This window comes from Candidatus Hepatoplasma crinochetorum Av (assembly GCF_000582535.1).
GTDB lineage: Bacteria > Bacillota_I > Bacilli_A > Mycoplasmatales > Hepatoplasmataceae > Hepatoplasma > Hepatoplasma crinochetorum.
The window spans coordinates 232,751-251,160 of sequence record NZ_CP006932.1 but is presented as its reverse complement, the minus strand read 5'-3'; the positions used below and the strand labels follow the sequence as shown (position 1 = coordinate 251,160).

Genomic DNA, 18,410 nt, shown 5'->3' with positions numbered 1-18,410 from the left:
ATCTTTCTCTTTTAAATTTAAATATTATAATTACATTAAGAAAGAGAGATTAGAATGAAATATACATTAATTACAGGAGCGAGTTCAGGAATAGGAAAAGGACTTGCTGAAAAATTTGCGAGCAAAAGACATAATCTTATAATTGCAGCAAGAAGAACAAATTTATTGAATGAAATTAAAAAAGAATTAGAAAATAGATATAAAATAGATGTTGTTGTCTTTACAGTTGATCTATCAAAAGAACAAGAAGTAGAAAAATTTTATAATGATGTAAAAAAATATGATATTGAATTATTTATAAATAATGCCGGATTTGGTGATTTAAATTTAGCATGAGATTCAGATCTTGATAAAATCAAAAAAATGCTTGATTTAAATATTAAAACTCTTACTACACTTTCAATTATGTTTATAAGAGATAATTTAGATAATGATGTTCAATTAATAAATGTGTCTTCAGGGGCTGGTTATAATATTTTTGCATGATCTATAAATTACTCAGCATCAAAAGTATTTGTTTCTGCTTGAACAGAAAGTGTAGCAAAACAATTAAGAAAATTAAATAAAAAAATAAAAGTAAAAGTTCTAGCTCCAGGAGTTACTAAAAGTGAATTTAGTAATCAAGCCTTATTAAAAACAAAACTTAAAAAAGAACAAATTGAAAAATATAAAAATTGAAAAAGTAAAGCAATTTTAACTTCTGAAAATCTTGCAGATGAAACCTATAAATTATATAAAAGTGATAAAATCGTTGGAATAATTAAAAATAATAAATTAGAACTGTCGGATGGATATTATGATATTTTTTGAATTGATTAATTAAATTTAATATAATATTTTATAAGATAAAAAACTCAATAGAAAGGTAATTATAAAGTGAAATATCAAGATAAAAAAGATTGTAATTGTAAAAATAAAGATAAATCAATAAATAAAAAATAATAATAAAAGAGAAACAAATGTTTCTTTTTTATATTAAGATAATATAATAACTTAAAACGAGAGATTAGAAATGAAATATACCGTAATTACAGGAGCAAGTTCAGGAATAGGAAAAGAAACTGCAATCTATTTTGCTTCAAAAGGACACAATATAATTATTGTAGCAAGAAGAAAAGAACTATTAAATAATTTAAAAAAAGAAATTGAAAATAAATATAAAGTAAAAGTGTTAATTTATATTTATGATCTTACTAATATTAATAATGTTTTAAAATTTTATCAAAAAATAAAAGATCATCAATTGGAGATATTAATTAATAATGCCGGATTTGGTGATCGCAATGATCCTTGAGATTCAGATCTTCATAAAATTAAAATGATGATAGATTTAAATATTACTTCACTTACTTATCTATCAATTTTATTTATAAAAGATAATATAAATAAAGATTCACAAATTATCAATATATCATCTACTGCTGGTTATAAAATTTGAAAAGGAGGAGTTATTTATTCAGCTAGTAAATTTTATGTTTCTGTGTTTAGTGAAGGAACAGCAAAACTTTTAAAAAATCAAAAAGCAAAACTTAAAATGAAAGTATTAGCTCCTTCATCTACTAAAACAGAATTTGTCGAAAGATCAATTATAAAATCTAAAGTTGATCCCAAATTATTAAAAGAAAGTGAAATTAAACGAAAAGATTATCAAAAAGAACCAAAACTAGTAGCTAAATATATTTATGAGTTATATAAAAGCGATAAAAATATTGGTATTGTAGATGCAACAAAAAATATATTATATTTAGAAGATCAATACTTTGATGATCTTTAATAATAGAAATTAATTTTTTTGATTCTTTAATTTTTTTTCTGAATTTTTGATAATTATATTCATTGAAAAAATTTATAAATTTTTGTTCTTTTAATTCATCATAATAAAAAAATTTAGGGATTATTGATTTAGATAAATAACTGCTTAATCAGGATAAATTTTTAAAAATTTATAAATTTCTGGTTATGATCTAAATGTAAAATTTTAATCATCTATATAAACAAATAATTGTGGAGGGAATTTTAATTTATATTCCGATAATTCTTTAGGTTTTTTAAATTCTATAAATTCTTCTATTTCATATGCAATTGCTTTTGCTTTATTTTTATAGTAGTTATAATAAAATTCTTTATTAATTCCTGCATATTTTTTTGTTAATTTTCAAATATTTTCAGGAGTATCTATATAAATATTTTTTATTTTAATTAAACCAACAATTTTAGATATTGGAAAAGTAACATATAAAAGAATTTCTTTTTCATTTAATTTTTTTGCTTCTACTTTTCTAAATTCATATTTCTTTATATTATTTTTTATATTTTCAAGATGTTGCTGATGAATTGACATTAAAATTTTCATTAAAACTAAATAAACCTAATTTCTTTCGCATTATATTTATAATTATCTTTTTACTTTGTAAAGAATAAGTAAAATGATATTCTAATTCTTGTAGTAATTTATAATTTTGTAAATTTTGATAATTTATATTTTTCCATTCACCACAAAAAAATATGTAAAAATTTAATTATAATTTTTCTGTTATTTTTATAATGTTGATATTTTAATTCCTCTTCATTAAAAATAGAAGTATTTCCTATAAAAGATTTTCATTTATTAAAATTAATAATTTTTTTCATTAAAAATTATTCCATAAATAAAAAAATCAAATGATTACAAATTAATTAAATAAAGTTGAATCTATGATTGCTGTTTCTTGAAATAATAATCGATTAAAATATACAATTTTGATATGATAATCTAATTTTATTAAATTAAATAATATAATTATTTTAGAAAGAGAGATTAAAATGAAATATACCGTAATTACTGGAGCAAGTTCAGGAATAGGAAAAGCTATTGCTACTTACTTTGCTTCAAAAGGACACAATATAATTATTGTAGCAAGAAGAAAAGAATTACTTGATAATTTAAAAAAAGAATTAGAAGAATTATATAAAATAAAGGTATTAGTTTATATTTATGATCTTAGTATTACAGAAAATGTTTACAAATTTTATGATAAAATCAAAAATTATGAATTAGAAGTTTTAATAAATAATGCTGGATTTGGCGATATAAATGAACCTTGAAAAGCCGATCTTACAAAAATAAATAAAATGATTGATCTAAATATAAAAACACTCACAGATCTTACTCTTTTATTTATAAAAGATAATATTAATAAAGAAACACAAATTATAAATGTGTCTTCTGCTGTTGGTTATTTTATATGATCATCAGGAATACCATATTCTGCTACAAAATTTTATGTTTCAACTTTTACAGAAGGAATTGCAAAATTATTAAAAAGAAAAGATGCAAAACTTAAAATAAAAATTCTGGCACCTGCTGGTACTGAATCAGAATTTTTAGATAGAGCTTTTAAAAAATCAAATATTGAAGAAGCGGAAAGAAAAGAAACAGAAAGAAAAGCAAAAAAAGGAAGAAAAAAAGCAGAAGAATTAGCTTATTATACTTATGAACTTTATCTAAGTGATAAAACTATTGGAATTGTAAATCCTTTTACAAACAAATTTAAACTAAAAAATAAATGATATGATATTTTTTAAAAAATAAAATAATAGAAGGTTAAAATGAAGAATGAATATCAAATAAAAAAAATAATTGATCTTTTTTTTATTCTAGCAGCAATTGCTGGATGCTTAGCATCTATAATTGTTGGTTCAATGAATGTTGCCGATGCAAATGATATAAATAATGCTGCAGGATTTAATCTAATAAATACAGCTTGATATTGAATAGAAATATTTTTGATGCCTTTTATATATGCTGGAGCTGCTTTTATTATAGATATTATAATCAAAAGAATATTATTCATCGATCAAAAAAATAATCAAAACAAGGAAAAAATAAGTAATTAAAAATAAATGAAAAAACATTATATATTATTTTTAATTCCTTTATTAGGAGTTTTTTCTCTTAATAATCAAATAAAAATAAATTTACAAGACAAAAAAGTTAAAACAGAAAAAGGAATAATTATTGATATCACAACAAATCAATATACTTCAGGAATGGTTATTGATAATGATTTAGATGGATTTGGAGATTCTTTATATATGTGAGGAAGTAATCTTCTTGGACAAATTCCAAATCAAGAACAAAATACGATTATTTATAAACCAAAATTAATAAATAATGATTGAAATGGAAATATTATTGATCTAGAAATAAACACAGGAACAAGTGCAGTTACTATTGATACTGATTATGATGGTTATGCTGATACATTATATATGTGAGGAAATAATCAATATGGACAGATTGGAAATGGAGAATCTGGTACTCTAAATACTCCAATTACAAAAATAACACCACAAGGACAAGATAATTGAAATGGAAATATTATTGATCTACAATTAGGAGAAAATTATTCTGGTGTAATAATTGATAATAATTATGATGGATTAGCTGATACATTATATATGTGAGGATACAATATTTTTGGTCAAATTGGAAATGGCGAAAGCGGAACAAAAAATATATTATATCCAATTATAATTACACCAGAAAATCAAAAATGAAATGGAAATATTGAAAAATTTGATTTAGGATCTGATACTTCAGGAATTATTATTAATAATAAATATACAGGAAAAGATCAATTATACATGTGAGGAATGAGTATTTTTTCTATTTATGGTCATTCTAGTGTTATTTATCCAACAGAAATTTTTCCAAATAATTATAATGTATATCAAAAAGAGTATTGAGGAAATTTAATAAATATTTCTTTTAATGATAAAAATAATGGAGTAATTAATGATTCCAATAATGATGGATATGGTGATGAAATTTATTTATGAGGGGAAAATAATTACGGAGAATTAGGAACTGGAAACGAAGAAGAAAGAATTGATTATCCTAGTGATAATAAAATAACAATGGAAAAAAATATTATTAATTTAGAAATAAATGGTAAAAATAGCATTATAACAATTGATTCCAATAATGATGGATATGGTGATGAAATTTATTTATCTGGAGCAAATGATCATGGTCAAATTGGTAATGGAACATATAATGAAGGTAATATTTTAAATCCAGTTAAAATAACACCACAAGAACAAGATTCTTGAAATGGAAATATTTTAAAAGCAACAATTGGAAGTAATGATACAATGTTACTCTTAGATCAAAATAATAATGGATTAGGAGACACTATTTATATGTGAGGATCTAATGCAAATGGACAATTAGGAATTGGAGAAATTTACAATCATATTACAACACCAAAAATAATATTTTCAACATATTATTAAATATCTAACAAGAATTTAGATAACTAAAGAAATAAAATTTTTAGCAAAAAATATAAATATTTAATAAGAAAATTTATTTACTTTGTTAAAAAATCTTAAAAAAATATCAGTAGTTAATTTAAATATATTAACTACTGATATTTACTATTATTTTAGTTTTGCGCTCTATTAATTTTTAAATTAAAAATAAATCTTAATCTTCAAAACTATTAGGATTATTAATTTTATTATTCATTTTTTTTGTATTTTTTTTCATTTTTAAATCAACAAATAATAAGATAAAAATAAGTAGCAAAATAATAATCAAGATAATGATAATGATAATAATTATTATCATTTGTGTATTATTAGGAATAGTGTTAATTGTTATTGAAGAGTCAAAATTAATAAAATCTTCTTCTAAATCGGTAAATCCTATTCCGACAAAATTATATGTTGTGCCTGCTTCAAGATTATTTTGTTCAAATATAAATTGATAATTTGAAGTACCTTCATCTTTTCCTTCTCCAAGATAAAGTGAACTATCATTTACATAAAAAGAATTATATATATTTCCATTATCATCTATTAAATAAATTCCTTCATCAAGATTAAAATTACTAAAATTTATTTCTGCTTCAAGATTATTTTTAATTAATGAAGAATTATCTATCAAAAACAAATTATCTATTTCAATTGTATATTGAAATGAAGTTTCAATAATTGAATCTTCAATTATTGAAAAAGTAGAAGGAATAATTTCTTTATTAGCAGAAACTGTTGTTATTGAAAAAACATTAGAAAAAAATACTATATTAGGATCACTAGAACTTGAAGGCTCATCAAAATTTATACCAATAAAATTATATGTTGTATTTTCAATTAATTGATCTTGCTTAAATGTTAATTGATATTTTCCTGTTCCATTTATTGAACCTGAATTAATTATTCTCGCATCAATATAAGTTGAATTATAATTTTCATTATTTTCATCGATTAATCAAATACCATTATTTATATCATATTGTGTAAAATTGTCTTTTGATTGATTTAATTTTAAATTATCAATTGAAATTGTATATTGAAAAGAATTTGTTGTAATTGAATTATCGATAGATTTTATACTATCAGATTCTATTAAAGGTATAGCAGAAGATGTTTGAAATTGTGTTTCTTCTTGATCTATAGTATATTTATAATTTTCATCTTGATAAAAATATTGAATTGAATCTATTTGATAATTTGATTCAGCATTTAAATTTGTTAGTGTAATTTCATAGGAATCATCAACTACAAATTCTTGTGAATTAGAGATATTTTGATCTAAATCAGTATAATTTACTTTAATTTCTCGTTCAGAAGAAGTGTAATTTAATAAATCAAATTCTTCACTATTATTCTCAAAATTTAAATTAATTGTCGCTGATTGTTCTGAAATATTAGAAATTTGATAACCTAATATTAAATAATCAGTAGAAAATTGCTCATCATTTAAATTAAAAATATTATCATTTATCGATATATTTTTAAATATGTAAGTTTGGGAGCTTTCAATATCTTCAATTTTATAATGATATTGATCATCTGTAATATTTGATAAATCTTCTTCAAAAATTGTTTGGTAATTTATATTATTATCATCAATTAATAAAAAATTAGTAGGTAAAGCTTCTTCATTAAAAATATTTTGATAATCATTTAATTTTAAATCTATTGATAATGAAACTCCATCAAAATCAAAATACAAATCCTGAATTAAAAAGTCATAAGTTGAATTTGTAGCAATAGGAGTTTTATAATCACCAGAAGGAATATTATCGTTACCGAAATCATTAGTATAATTTGATCCTGTCATATATAATGTATCACCATATCCATCAAGATCAGTATCAATTAAAATTCCTGTAGACCTAGTTCCTGTTTCAATTTGCATAAAATTATATTTATAATAACTAGAAAAATCATTTCTATCAAAAGTTTTTGTAAGAACTCTTGGTCCATTAAGATTACCTCCATAATCAGATGTTCCAAGTTGTCCATTACTATTAAAACCATCACCATAAAAAGCATCTGCATATCCATCTAAATCAGTATCTACAATAATTCCTGATCAATTTGCACCCATTGAAACATCAATAATATAACCATCACCTCAAGTATGATTAGCAGGATAAAAAACAGAGTTCTTTGTATCATTGTTGCCACCAATTCCAAGTTGATATTGATCATTAGTCCCTGATAAATAAACTTCATCTCCATATCCATCAAAATTTGTATCAAGTAAAAGCATAGAATTATTAGCATTTGAAGAAACATCAATAATATTACCATTTCAAGTTCCTTCATTTGAAACCATTTCTGTTGGAGTAGTAACTCTTGATGATGTACTATTAACACCTAATTTATAATTATTATTACTACCTCAAGAATATCCAGTATCTGCATATCCATCATAGTCAGTATCTAATAAAAGAAAAGTAGAATTAGCTCCATAAATATCAGTTATATTACCATTCCAAGAAGTTTGTTCAGGTGGAAATATTTCTAAAGGTTCATAAGATGTTTGAGTTGTTCCATCTCCAAGATTTCCGCTATTATTAATACCTCAAGTATATAAATCATCCCCAAATTCATCATAGTCAGTATCTAATAAAATACCAACATATTCATCTCCAAGAAAAAAATCAATAATATTTCCATTTCAAGATCCACTAGAAGGTAAAACAAGAGTAGGAAATAAAACAGTGTTACTTTCAATTTCCTCATTTAATATTTGATTATGTTGATTATCTCCTCAAATATAAACTGTATCTGCATATCCATCATAATCAGTATCTACCGTTACACCTGAATTAGAAAAAGATGATTCAAATTGAATTAAATTGCCACCTCAATCTGTTTGATCAGTTGGAGTTATAATTTTTGGAGTAGTAACATTTGTAGTTGTTCCATCACCAATTTCGCCACGATCATTTAACCCTCACATATAAAGCGTATCTCCCAAATAATCATCATCTGTATCAACAAGAACACCAACAGTGGAACCAGACATTTCATAATCTAAAACTTTTGAATTTTGATCTAAAGATTCAATTATATTTTTGTTATCAAAAATTAAATCAAATGATTTAAAAGAAAAAGATGTAATTAATATTAATAATATTGAAAATATAAAATTTTTTTTCATCAAGAAAACCTTTCATAAAAAATTATAAATAAAAATCATATATTAATTAATTTAATAATTATTTTTAAATATGAGTTCCTTATTTATTTCCTTCTAAAGATTTTTTTAATTTATGAAGCTAAGTAATAATTGATTTTCTATTTAATTCTGAATTGACAAATTTAATATCTGTTTCCACTTTAGGACCTATAGAACCAGAAGAAAATATTTTTTAATTAAGAAGTTTTTTTAAATCCTTTATTTTTGGATTAGAAAGAATTCTTTGGTTTGGTATATTATAATCTAAATAAATTCCATCTACTACAGTTACTATTACAAATAAATCGATTTCATCCTTTCAGACATTTTTTCAGCAGTATAATCTTTATCTATTATCTAAATTTTTTTAATTAAATAGTTTTAACATTAACGTAATTGATTTAAGAAAAGAAACAATTTTTCAATAAATTCTTACAAAATATTCTATAAATTTTCATCCATTAGATTTTGCTAATTTTTCTGATCTTTCTTTTGAATAAAATATCCTCCAATTTGTTTTGTTAAATTTTTAAAAACAGAATCATTAAGATTGGCTATGATTGTGAAATTAAAGTATTAAATATTTTCTTAATTTTCTTTTTTAAAATTTATTATCAATTGCATTTTTTAAATTAATCTCTATATAATTTTATGCGAAATTGCTTCTGCAAAAAATAAATCTAATTTAGACATTTTTTTATTAATTTTTAAAGCTTCATCAAATGCTAAATAAATAATTTTAAATTATAGTCAATTCTGATGTACTATTAAAATTTGATATTATTTTTCGATTTAATTAAAAATTAGAATTATTGTTTTTTTTAATATGCTATAAAAAAAATACCACTAAAACAAATAAATTAAAAATAAATCTTAATCTTCCAAACCATTAGGATTATTAAGTTTATTATTCATTTTTTTTGTATTTTTTTTCATTTTTAAATCAACAAATAATAAGATAAAAATAAGTAGCAAAATAATGATTAAAATAATGATAATGATAATAATTACTATCATTTGTGTATTATTAGGAACAGTATTAATTGTTATTGAAGAGTCAAAATTAATAAAATCTTCTTCTAAATCGGTAAAGCCAATTCCGACAAAATTATATGTTCTACCTGCTTCAAGATTATTTTGTTCAAATGTAAATTGATAATTTGAAGTTCCTTCATCTTTTCCTTCTCCAAGATAAAGCGAACTATCATTTACATAAAAAGAATTATATATATTTCCATTATCATCTATTAAATAAATTCCTTCATCAAGATTAAAATTACTAAAATTTACTTCTGCTTCAAGATTATTTTTAATTAATAAAGAATCTTCTATCAAAAACAGATTATCTATTTCAATTGTATATTGAAATGAAGTTTTTGTAATTGAATCTTCAATTATTGAAAAAGTAGAAGGAATAATTTCTTTATTAGCAGAAACTGTTGTTACTGAAAAAACATTAGAAAAAAATACTATATTAGGATCACTAGAACTTGAAGGTTCATCAAAACTTATACCAATAAAATTATATGTTGTATTTTCAATTAATTGATCTTGCTTAAATGTTAATTGATATTTTCCTGTTCCATTTATTGAACCTGAATTAATTATTTTTGCATTAATATAAGTGGAATTATAATTTTCACTATTTTCATCGATTAATCAAATACCATTATTTATATCATATTGTGTAAAATTATCTTTTGCTTGATTTAATTTTAAATTATCAATTAAAATTGTATATTGAAAAGAATTTGTTGTAATTGAATTATCGATAGATTTTATACTATCAGATTCTATTAAAGGTATAGCAGAAGATGTTTGAAATTGTTTTTCTTCTTGATCTATAGTATGTTTATAATTTTCATCTTGATAAAAATATTGAATTGAATCTATTTGATAATTTGATTCAGCATTTAAATTTGTTAGTGTAATTTCATAGGAATCATCAATTACAAATTCTTGTGAATTAGAGATATTTTGATCCAAATCAGTATAATTTACTTTAATTTTTCGTTCAGAAGAAGTGTAATTTAATAAATCAAATTCTTCACTATTATTCTCAAAATTTAAATTAATTGTCGCTGATTGTTCTGAAATATTAGAAATTTGGTAATCTGATATTAAATAATCAGTAGAAAATTGCTCATCATTTAAATTAAAAATATTATCATTTATCGATATATTTTTAAATATATAAGTTTGAACACCTTCAATATCTTCAACTTTATAATGATATTGATCATCTGTAATATTTGATAAATCTTCTTCAAAAATTGTTTGATGACTGATATTATTATTATCTATTAGTAAAACATTAGTGGGTAATGCTTCTTCATTAAAAATATTTTGATAATCATTTAATTTTAAATCTATTGATAACAAAACTCCATCAAAATCAAAATACAAATCCTGAATTAAAAAATCATAAGTTGAATTTGTAGCAATAGGAGTTTTATAATCTCCAGAAGAAATAATACTATTACCGAAATCAGAATTTACATTTGCTCCTGACATATATAATGTATCACCATATCCATCAAGATCAGTATCAACTAAAATTCCTGTAGAATTAGATCCTGTTTCAATTTGCATAAAATTATATTTATAATAACTAGAAAAATCATTTCTATCAAAGGTTTTTGTAAGTTTTCTTGGTCCTTTACGACTACCTGCATAACTAGATGTTCCAAGTTGTCCATGACTATTATAACCATCACCATAAAAAGCATCTGCATATCCATCTAAATCAGTATCTACAATAATTACTGAATAATTTACACCCATTGAAACATCAATAATATAACCATTACCTCAAGTATGACTAGCAGGATAAAAAATAGAGTGCTTTACATTATTACTGCCACCAATTCCAAGTTGAAATTCATAATTAGTCCCTGATAAATAAACTTCATCTCCATATCCATCAAAATTTGTATCAAGTAAAAGCATAGAATTATTACTATTTGAAGAAACATCAAGAATATTACCACTTCAAGTTCCTCCATTTGAAACGATTTCTGTTGGAGTAGTAACTTTTGATGATGTACTATTGACACCTAATTTATAATTATTATTATTACCTCAAGAATATCCAGTATCTGCATATCCATCATAATCAGTATCTAATAAAAGAAAAGTAGAATTATATCCATAAATATCAGTTATATTACCATTTCAAGAAGTTTGTCCAGATGGAAATATTTCTAAAGGTTCAGAAGCTGTTTGAGTTGTTCCATTTCCAAGTTCCCCATTATTATTATTACCTCAAGTATATAAATCATCACCAAATCCATCATAATCAGTATCTAATAAAATACCAGCATATGCATCTCCAAGAAAAAAATCAATAATATTTCCATTTCAAGATCCACTAGAAGGTAAAACAAGAGTAGGAAATAAGATAGAACCACTTTCATCGTTGTTAAATATTTGATGATATCTATTATCTCCTCAAATATAAATTGTATCTGCATAACCATCATAATCAGTATCTACTGTTACACCTGAATTATAAGCAGATGATTCAAATTGAATTAAATTGCCACCTCAATCTGTTTGGTCAGTTGGAATTACCATTTTTGGATCAGTTGCAAGTGTAGTTGTTCCATCACCAATTTGGCCATAATTATTTAATCCTCACATATAAAGTGTATCTCCCAAATAATCACTATCTGTATCAACAATAACACCAGCAGTAGAATTAGCCATTTCATAATCTAAAACTTTTACATTTTGATCTAAAGATTCAACTATATTTTTATTATCAAAAACTAAGTCAAATGATTTAAAAGAAAAAGATGTAATTAAAAACAACAATATGGAAAAAATAAAATTTTTTTTCAAAAAAGACCTCTTATAAAGAATTATACATAAAAATCATATACTTATTAATTTAGTAATTATTTTTCGATATGAGTTACGTATTTATTTCCTTCTAAAGATTCTTTTAATTTATCAAGCGAAGTAATAATTGATTTTCTATTTAATTTGGAATTGGTAAATTTAATATTTGTTTCCAATTTAGGACCCATAGAACCAGAAGGAAATATTATTTAATTAAGAAGTTTTTTTAAATCTTTTATTTTTGGATTAAAAAGAATTCTTTGGTTTGGTGTATTGTAATCTAAATAAATTCCATCTACTGCAGTTACTATTACAAATAAATCAATATCAATCATTTCAGACATTTTTTCAGCAGTATAATCTTTATCAATTATCTAAATTTTTTTAATTAAATATTTTTACCATTAATGTAATCGATTTAAGAAAAGAAACAATTTTTCAATAAATTCTTACAAAATATTCTATAAATTTTCATCCATTAGATTTTGCTAATTTTTCTGATTCTTCTTTTGAATAAAATATCCTCCAATTTGTTTTGCTGAATTTTTAAAAACAGAATCATTAAGATTGGCTATGATTGTGAAATTAAAGCATTAAATATTTTCTTAATTTTCTTTTTTAAATTAAATTAACAATTAGAATTACTTTTTTTAATTCTTCTTGTTGTTTTTTTTAGTAGCTATAAAAAAATTACGACTAAAATAAATATATTTAATAATTAATTTTATAAAACAAAGAAATTAAAAATAAATCTTAATCTTCCAAACCATTAGGATTATTAAGTTTATTATTCATTTTTTTTGTATTTTTTTTCATTTTTAAATCAACAAATAATAAGATAAAAATAAGTAGCAAAATAATGATTAAAATAATGATAATAATAATAATTACTATCATTTGTGTATTATTAGGAACAGTGTTAATTGCTATTGAAGAGTCAAAATTAATAAAGTCTTCTTCTAAATCAGTAAATCCTATTCCAACAAAATTATATGTTCTGCCTGCTTCAAGATTATTTTGTTCAAATGTAAATTGATAATTTGAAGTTCCTTCATCTTTTCCTTCTCCAAGATAAAGTGAACTATCATTTACATAAAAAGAATTATATATATTTCCATTATCATCTATTAAATAAATTCCTTCATCAAGATTAAAATTACTAAAATTTATTTCTGCTTCAAGATTATTTTTAATTAATAAAGAATCCTCTATCAAAAACAAATTATCTATTTCAATTGTATATTGAAATGAAGTTTTTGTAATTGAATCCTCAATTATTGAAAAAGTAGAAGGAATAATTTCTTTATTTGCAGAAGCTGTTGTTATTGAAAAAACATTAGAAAAAAATACTATATTAGGATCACTAGAACTTGAAGGCTCATCAAAACTTATACCAATAAAATTATATGTTGTATTTTCAATTAATTGATCTTGCTTAAATGTTAATTGATATTTTCCTGTTCCATTTATTGAACCAGAATTAATTATTTTTGCATTAATATAAGTTGAATTATAATTTTCATTATTTTCATCGATTAATCAAATACCATTATTTATATCATATTGTGTAAAATTATCTTTTGTTTGATTTAATTTTAAATTATCAATTAAAATTGTATATTGAAAAGAATTTGTTGTAATTGAATTATCGATAGATTTTATACTATCAGATTCTATTAAAGGTATAGCAGAAGATGTTTGAAATTGTGTTTTTTCTTGATCTATAGTATGTTTATAATTTTCATCTTGATAAAAATATTGAATTGAATCTATTTGATAATTTGATTCAGCATTTAAATTTATTAGTGTAATTTCATAGGAATCATCAATTACAAATTCTTGGGAATTAGAGATATTTTGATCCAAATCAGTATAATTTACTTTAATTTTTCGTTCAGAAGAAGTGTAATTTAATAAATCAAATTCTTCACTATTATTTTCAAAATTTAAATTAATTGTCGCTGACTGTTCTGAAATATTAGAAATTTGATAATCTGATATTAAATAATCAGTAGAAAATTGCTCATCATTTAAATTAAAAATATTATCATTTATTGATATATTTTTAAATATATAAGTTTGAACACCTTCAATATCTTCAACTTTATAATGATATTGATCATCTGTAATATTTGATAAATCTTCTTCAAAAATTGTTTGGTGACTGATATTATTATCATCAATTAATAAAACATTAGTGGGTAATGTTTCTTCATTAAAAATATTTTGATAATCATTTAATTTTAAATCTATTGATAACAAAACTCCATCAAAATCAAAATACAAATCCTGAATTAAAAAATCATAAGTTGAATTTGTAGCAATAGGAGTTTTATAATCTCCAGAAGAAATAATACTATTACCGAAATCAGAATTTACATTTGCTCCTGACATATATAATGTATCGCCATATCCATCAAGATCAGTATCAACTAAAATTCCTGTAGAATTAGTTCCTGTTTCAATTTGCATAAAATTATATTTATAATAACTAGAAAAATCATTTCTATCAAAGGTTTTTGTAAGTTTTCTTGGTCCTTTACGACTACCTGCATAATTAGATGTTCCAAGTTGTCCATGACTATTATAACCATCACCATAAAAAGCATCTGCATATCCATCTAAATCAGTATCTACAATAATTACTGAATAATTTTTGCCCATTGAAACATCAATAATATAACCATTACCTCAAGTATGACTAGCAGGATAAAAAATAGAGTGCTTTACATAATTTTCATTGCCACCAATTCCAAGTTGAAATTCATAATTAGTCCCTGATAAATAAACTTCATCTCCATATCCATCAAAATTTGTATCAAGTAAAAGCATAGAATTATCAGAATTTGAAGAAACATCAAGGATATTACCATTTCAAGTTCCCCCATTTGAAACGATTTCTGTTGGAGTAGTAACACTTGATGATGTACTATTAATACCTAATTTATAATTACTATTATTACCTCAAGAATATCCAGTATCTGCATATCCATCATAGTCAGTATCTAATAAAAGAAAAGTAGAATTATATCCATAAATATCAGTTATATTACCATTTCAAGAAGTTTGTCCAGATGGAAATATTTCTACAGGTTCAGAAGCTGTTTGAGTTGTTCCATTTCCAAGTTCCCCATTATTATTATTACCTCAAGTATATAAATCATCACCAAATCCATCATAATCAGTATCTAATAAAATACCAACATATGAGTCTCCAAGAAAAAAATCAATAATATTTCCATTTCAAGATCCACTAGAAGGTAAAACAAGAGTAGGAAATAAAATAGTTTTACTTTCACTTTCATCATTGAATATTTGATGATATTGATTATCTCCTCAAATATAAATTGTATCTGCATAGCCATCATAATCAGTATCTACCGTTACACCTGAATTATAAAGTGATGATTCAAATTGAATTAAATTACCACCTCAATCTGTTTGGTCAGTTGGAGTTATCATTTTTGGATCAGTGGCAAGTGTAGTTGTTCCATCACCAATTTGACCACGACTATTTAATCCTCACATATAAAGTGTATCTCCCAAATAATCACTATCTGTATCAACAATAACACCAGCAGTAGAATCAGCCATTTCATAATCTAAAACTTTTACATTTTGATCTAAAGATTCAATTATATTTTTATTATCAAAAATTAAATCAAATGATTTAAAAGAAAAAGATGTAATTAAAAATAATAATATCGAAAATATAAAATTTTTTTTCATTATAAAAGACCTCTTATAAAAAATTATACATAAAAATCATATATTAATTAATTTAATAATTATTTTCAATATGAATTCTGTATTTATTTCCTTCTAAAGATTCTTTTAATTTATCAAGCGAAATAATAATTTATTTTCTATTTAATTTTGAATTAGTAAATTTAATAACTGTTTCGACTTTAGGACCCATAGAACCAAAAGGAAATATTTTTTGATCAAGAAGTTTTTTTAAATCCTTTATTTTTGAATTAGAAAGAATTCTTTAGTTTGGTGTATTGTAATCTAAATAAATTCCATCTACTGCAGTTACTATTATAAATAAATCAGCATCAATCATTTCAGCCATTATTTCTGCAGTATAATCTTTATCTATTACTGCATCAATCATATTATATTTATCATTTTCTTTATAAGTTGCAATAGCACCTCCACCTCCAGCAATTAAAATAAAACCAGCATCTAATCCTTTATTAATTAAATCTTTTTCCATTAATGTAATTGGTTTAGGAGAAGGAACAACTCTTCGATAGCCTCTTCCAGCATCTTCTATAAATTTTCATCCAGTCTCTTTTGTTATTTTTTTTGCCTCTTGCTCTGAATAAAATCCTCCAATTGGTTTTGTTGGATTTTTAAAAGCTAGATCATTATGATCAACTATTGCTTGTGGAAGAAAAATCAATATGGACAAATTGAAAATGGAGAATCAAATACTTTAAATTTTCCAATTACAAAAATAACATAACAAGAAAAAGATTAAAATGATAATATTATTAAAAAACAAGTAGGAAATGATGATGCTATGTTACTTTTAGATTAAAATAATAATGTATTAGGAGATATTGTTTATGTGTGAGATTCTAATACTAATAGTCAATTAGTATTAGGTCAACTTTATAATCATGTTTTAACACCAATGATAGTATTTTCAAAATACTATTAAAAATTAAATAAAAGAAAGAAAAACGAAAATATGAAATATGTAGTAATAACAGGAGCAAGTTCTGGAATTGGAAAAGAAATTGCAATAAAATTTGCAAGCGAGAAATATAATTTAATAATTGTTGCAAGAAGAAAAGAATTACTTGATAATTTAAAAAAAGAATTAGAAGATAAATATAAAATAAAAGTTTTAGTTTATGTATATGATTTATCAATTTCAGAAAATGTTTATAAATTCTATCAACAAATCAAGCAAAATGATATTAATCTTTTGGTAAATAATGCTGGTTTTGGTGATGAAGCAAAACCATGAGATACTGATCTTAAAAAGGCAGAACAAATGATTGATTTAAATATAAAAGCCCTTACAATCCTTACAACATTATTTATCAAAGATAATTTAGAAAAAGAATCACAAATTATCAATGTTTCTTCTGTAGCAGGATATATGGCTTGAGGAAGAGAATCTATCTATTCAGCTACTAAATTTTATGTATCTGTATATAGTGAAATAATCACAAAAATTCTTAAAAAAAGCAAAGCAAAATTAAAAGTTAAAGTTTTAGCTCCAAGTATTACAAAAACAGAATTTGCAGAAGTAGCAGTACTAAATGCAAATATTGAAAAAGAAAATAAAAAAACACTAATTGAAATTTTTAATAGTAAAGGAAAAGACCCACAGAAACTAGCTGAATATACTTGAAAATTATATAATTCAAAAAAAACAGTTGGAATTGTTCATCCTGTATTTAAAAAATTCATTTTAAGAAAACGTTTACGTAAAATTTGAATGTAATATAAATAAAAGGAGCAGAATTAATTTTCTGCTCCTTTTATTTATATTAATTATTTTCTTTTTTCATATTTATATCTAATTCTTTTTAATTTTCAATATTATCTTTTAATATAATTTCTTTTCCCTTCGTATTATAAAAATCTCATTCTAATATTATTCTTTTATTTTCTTGATTGTTTTTTTCCGAACCTTTTTTTATTTTTTGTTGTTTTTTGTTTTTTTCAATAAATAAAGAAAAATATAAAATCATTATAAATATAGATAAAGAAATAAAAATTGAAAAAATTTCTTCAATTTCAGAAAAATAATCAATTTGATTATCAACAATAAATTCATAAATTGTATATGATATTAAAAATAAAATTTAAATTTTCATTTATTCAAATCATTAATTAATATATTTTACTTAGTTTTTTTTCTTCTTTTTTTAAATTAAATTTATTATTTATCTGATCATCTAATTTACTTATTAATTTTAAATTTTCTTCTTTAAATTTATTTAACTCAAAATTTAAATCTTTCAATGAATTTAAATGTTTTTTTATTCATTTAGAAATATTCTCATCTTTTGTATTTTCAAAATAATTAATATAATAATTTTTTCAATTTTATTTTGATTCATTATTCTATTTCCTTTTATTA

The 18,410-nt window shown here is 22.4% G+C and carries 15 protein-coding genes; 6 read left to right on the top strand and 9 right to left on the bottom strand.

Going from position 1 to position 18,410, the window contains the following annotated elements; all coding sequences use genetic code 4:
- The first annotated feature begins 54 nt into the window (after nt 1-54).
- Together X271_RS01195 and X271_RS01190 are read left to right on the top strand one after the other, a co-directional pair.
- The gene (locus X271_RS01195) at nt 55-819 is read left to right on the top strand and encodes an SDR family NAD(P)-dependent oxidoreductase (protein WP_025208650.1); all 765 of its coding nucleotides are present in this window, start codon (nt 55-57) and stop codon (nt 817-819) included.
- Nucleotides 820-1,012: 193 nt separating this feature from the next.
- On the top strand, nt 1,013-1,774 hold the full coding sequence (locus X271_RS01190; protein WP_025208649.1) for an SDR family NAD(P)-dependent oxidoreductase: 762 nt from the start codon (nt 1,013-1,015) through the stop codon (nt 1,772-1,774).
- Nucleotides 1,775-1,978: 204 nt separating this feature from the next.
- Here X271_RS01190 and X271_RS01185 read toward each other — a convergent pair whose 3' ends face one another.
- The gene (locus tag X271_RS01185) at nt 1,979-2,353 is read right to left on the bottom strand and encodes an ASCH domain-containing protein (RefSeq protein ID WP_025208648.1); all 375 of its coding nucleotides are present in this window, start codon (nt 2,351-2,353) and stop codon (nt 1,979-1,981) included.
- A gap of 449 nt (nt 2,354-2,802) precedes the next feature.
- Between X271_RS01185 and X271_RS01175 the strand changes: the two genes are divergently transcribed.
- From X271_RS01175 to X271_RS01165, 3 genes are read left to right on the top strand one after another with little or no spacing between them, the layout of a single operon-like run.
- Entirely contained in the window at nt 2,803-3,564 is a 762-nt protein-coding gene (locus X271_RS01175; protein ID WP_025208646.1) for an SDR family NAD(P)-dependent oxidoreductase, read from the top strand.
- Nucleotides 3,565-3,588: 24 nt separating this feature from the next.
- Complete coding sequence (locus X271_RS01170; RefSeq protein ID WP_025208645.1) at nt 3,589-3,876, top strand: hypothetical protein; 288 nt, start codon at nt 3,589-3,591, stop codon at nt 3,874-3,876.
- 6 nt (nt 3,877-3,882) lie between these two features.
- Nucleotides 3,883-5,277, top strand: coding sequence for an RCC1 domain-containing protein (locus tag X271_RS01165; RefSeq protein ID WP_025208644.1), 1,395 nt, complete (start codon nt 3,883-3,885; stop codon nt 5,275-5,277).
- Between the two features lie 193 nt (nt 5,278-5,470).
- On the opposite strand, the gene X271_RS01160 is transcribed toward X271_RS01165, so the two are convergent.
- From X271_RS01160 to X271_RS01145, 6 genes are all read right to left on the bottom strand, one after another.
- Nucleotides 5,471-8,443, bottom strand: a complete 2,973-nt coding sequence (locus X271_RS01160) for an RCC1 domain-containing protein (protein WP_025208643.1) — start codon at nt 8,441-8,443, stop codon at nt 5,471-5,473.
- 891 nt (nt 8,444-9,334) lie between these two features.
- Entirely contained in the window at nt 9,335-12,304 is a 2,970-nt protein-coding gene (locus tag X271_RS01155; protein WP_025208641.1) for an RCC1 domain-containing protein, read from the bottom strand.
- Nucleotides 12,305-12,360: 56 nt separating this feature from the next.
- A complete protein-coding gene (locus X271_RS03355) occupies nt 12,361-12,492 on the bottom strand; it encodes a hypothetical protein (protein WP_268744805.1) in 132 nt (43 codons plus the stop codon).
- A gap of 21 nt (nt 12,493-12,513) precedes the next feature.
- A complete protein-coding gene (locus X271_RS03350) occupies nt 12,514-12,648 on the bottom strand; it encodes a hypothetical protein (protein WP_268744804.1) in 135 nt (44 codons plus the stop codon).
- Nucleotides 12,649-13,057: 409 nt separating this feature from the next.
- Nucleotides 13,058-16,033, bottom strand: a complete 2,976-nt coding sequence (locus X271_RS01150) for an RCC1 domain-containing protein (RefSeq protein ID WP_025208640.1) — start codon at nt 16,031-16,033, stop codon at nt 13,058-13,060.
- A gap of 262 nt (nt 16,034-16,295) precedes the next feature.
- A complete protein-coding gene (locus X271_RS01145; RefSeq protein ID WP_128571626.1) occupies nt 16,296-16,712 on the bottom strand; it encodes an amino acid kinase family protein in 417 nt (138 codons plus the stop codon).
- Nucleotides 16,713-17,003: 291 nt separating this feature from the next.
- Between X271_RS01145 and X271_RS01140 the strand changes: the two genes are divergently transcribed.
- Nucleotides 17,004-17,768, top strand: coding sequence for an SDR family NAD(P)-dependent oxidoreductase (locus tag X271_RS01140; RefSeq protein WP_025208639.1), 765 nt, complete (start codon nt 17,004-17,006; stop codon nt 17,766-17,768).
- A gap of 85 nt (nt 17,769-17,853) precedes the next feature.
- On the opposite strand, the gene X271_RS03275 is transcribed toward X271_RS01140, so the two are convergent.
- Together X271_RS03275 and X271_RS03345 are read right to left on the bottom strand one after the other, a co-directional pair.
- Nucleotides 17,854-18,018, bottom strand: coding sequence for a hypothetical protein (locus tag X271_RS03275; protein ID WP_158380600.1), 165 nt, complete (start codon nt 18,016-18,018; stop codon nt 17,854-17,856).
- Between the two features lie 142 nt (nt 18,019-18,160).
- Nucleotides 18,161-18,292, bottom strand: coding sequence for a hypothetical protein (locus X271_RS03345; protein ID WP_268744803.1), 132 nt, complete (start codon nt 18,290-18,292; stop codon nt 18,161-18,163).
- Nucleotides 18,293-18,410: the final 118 nt, after the last annotated feature.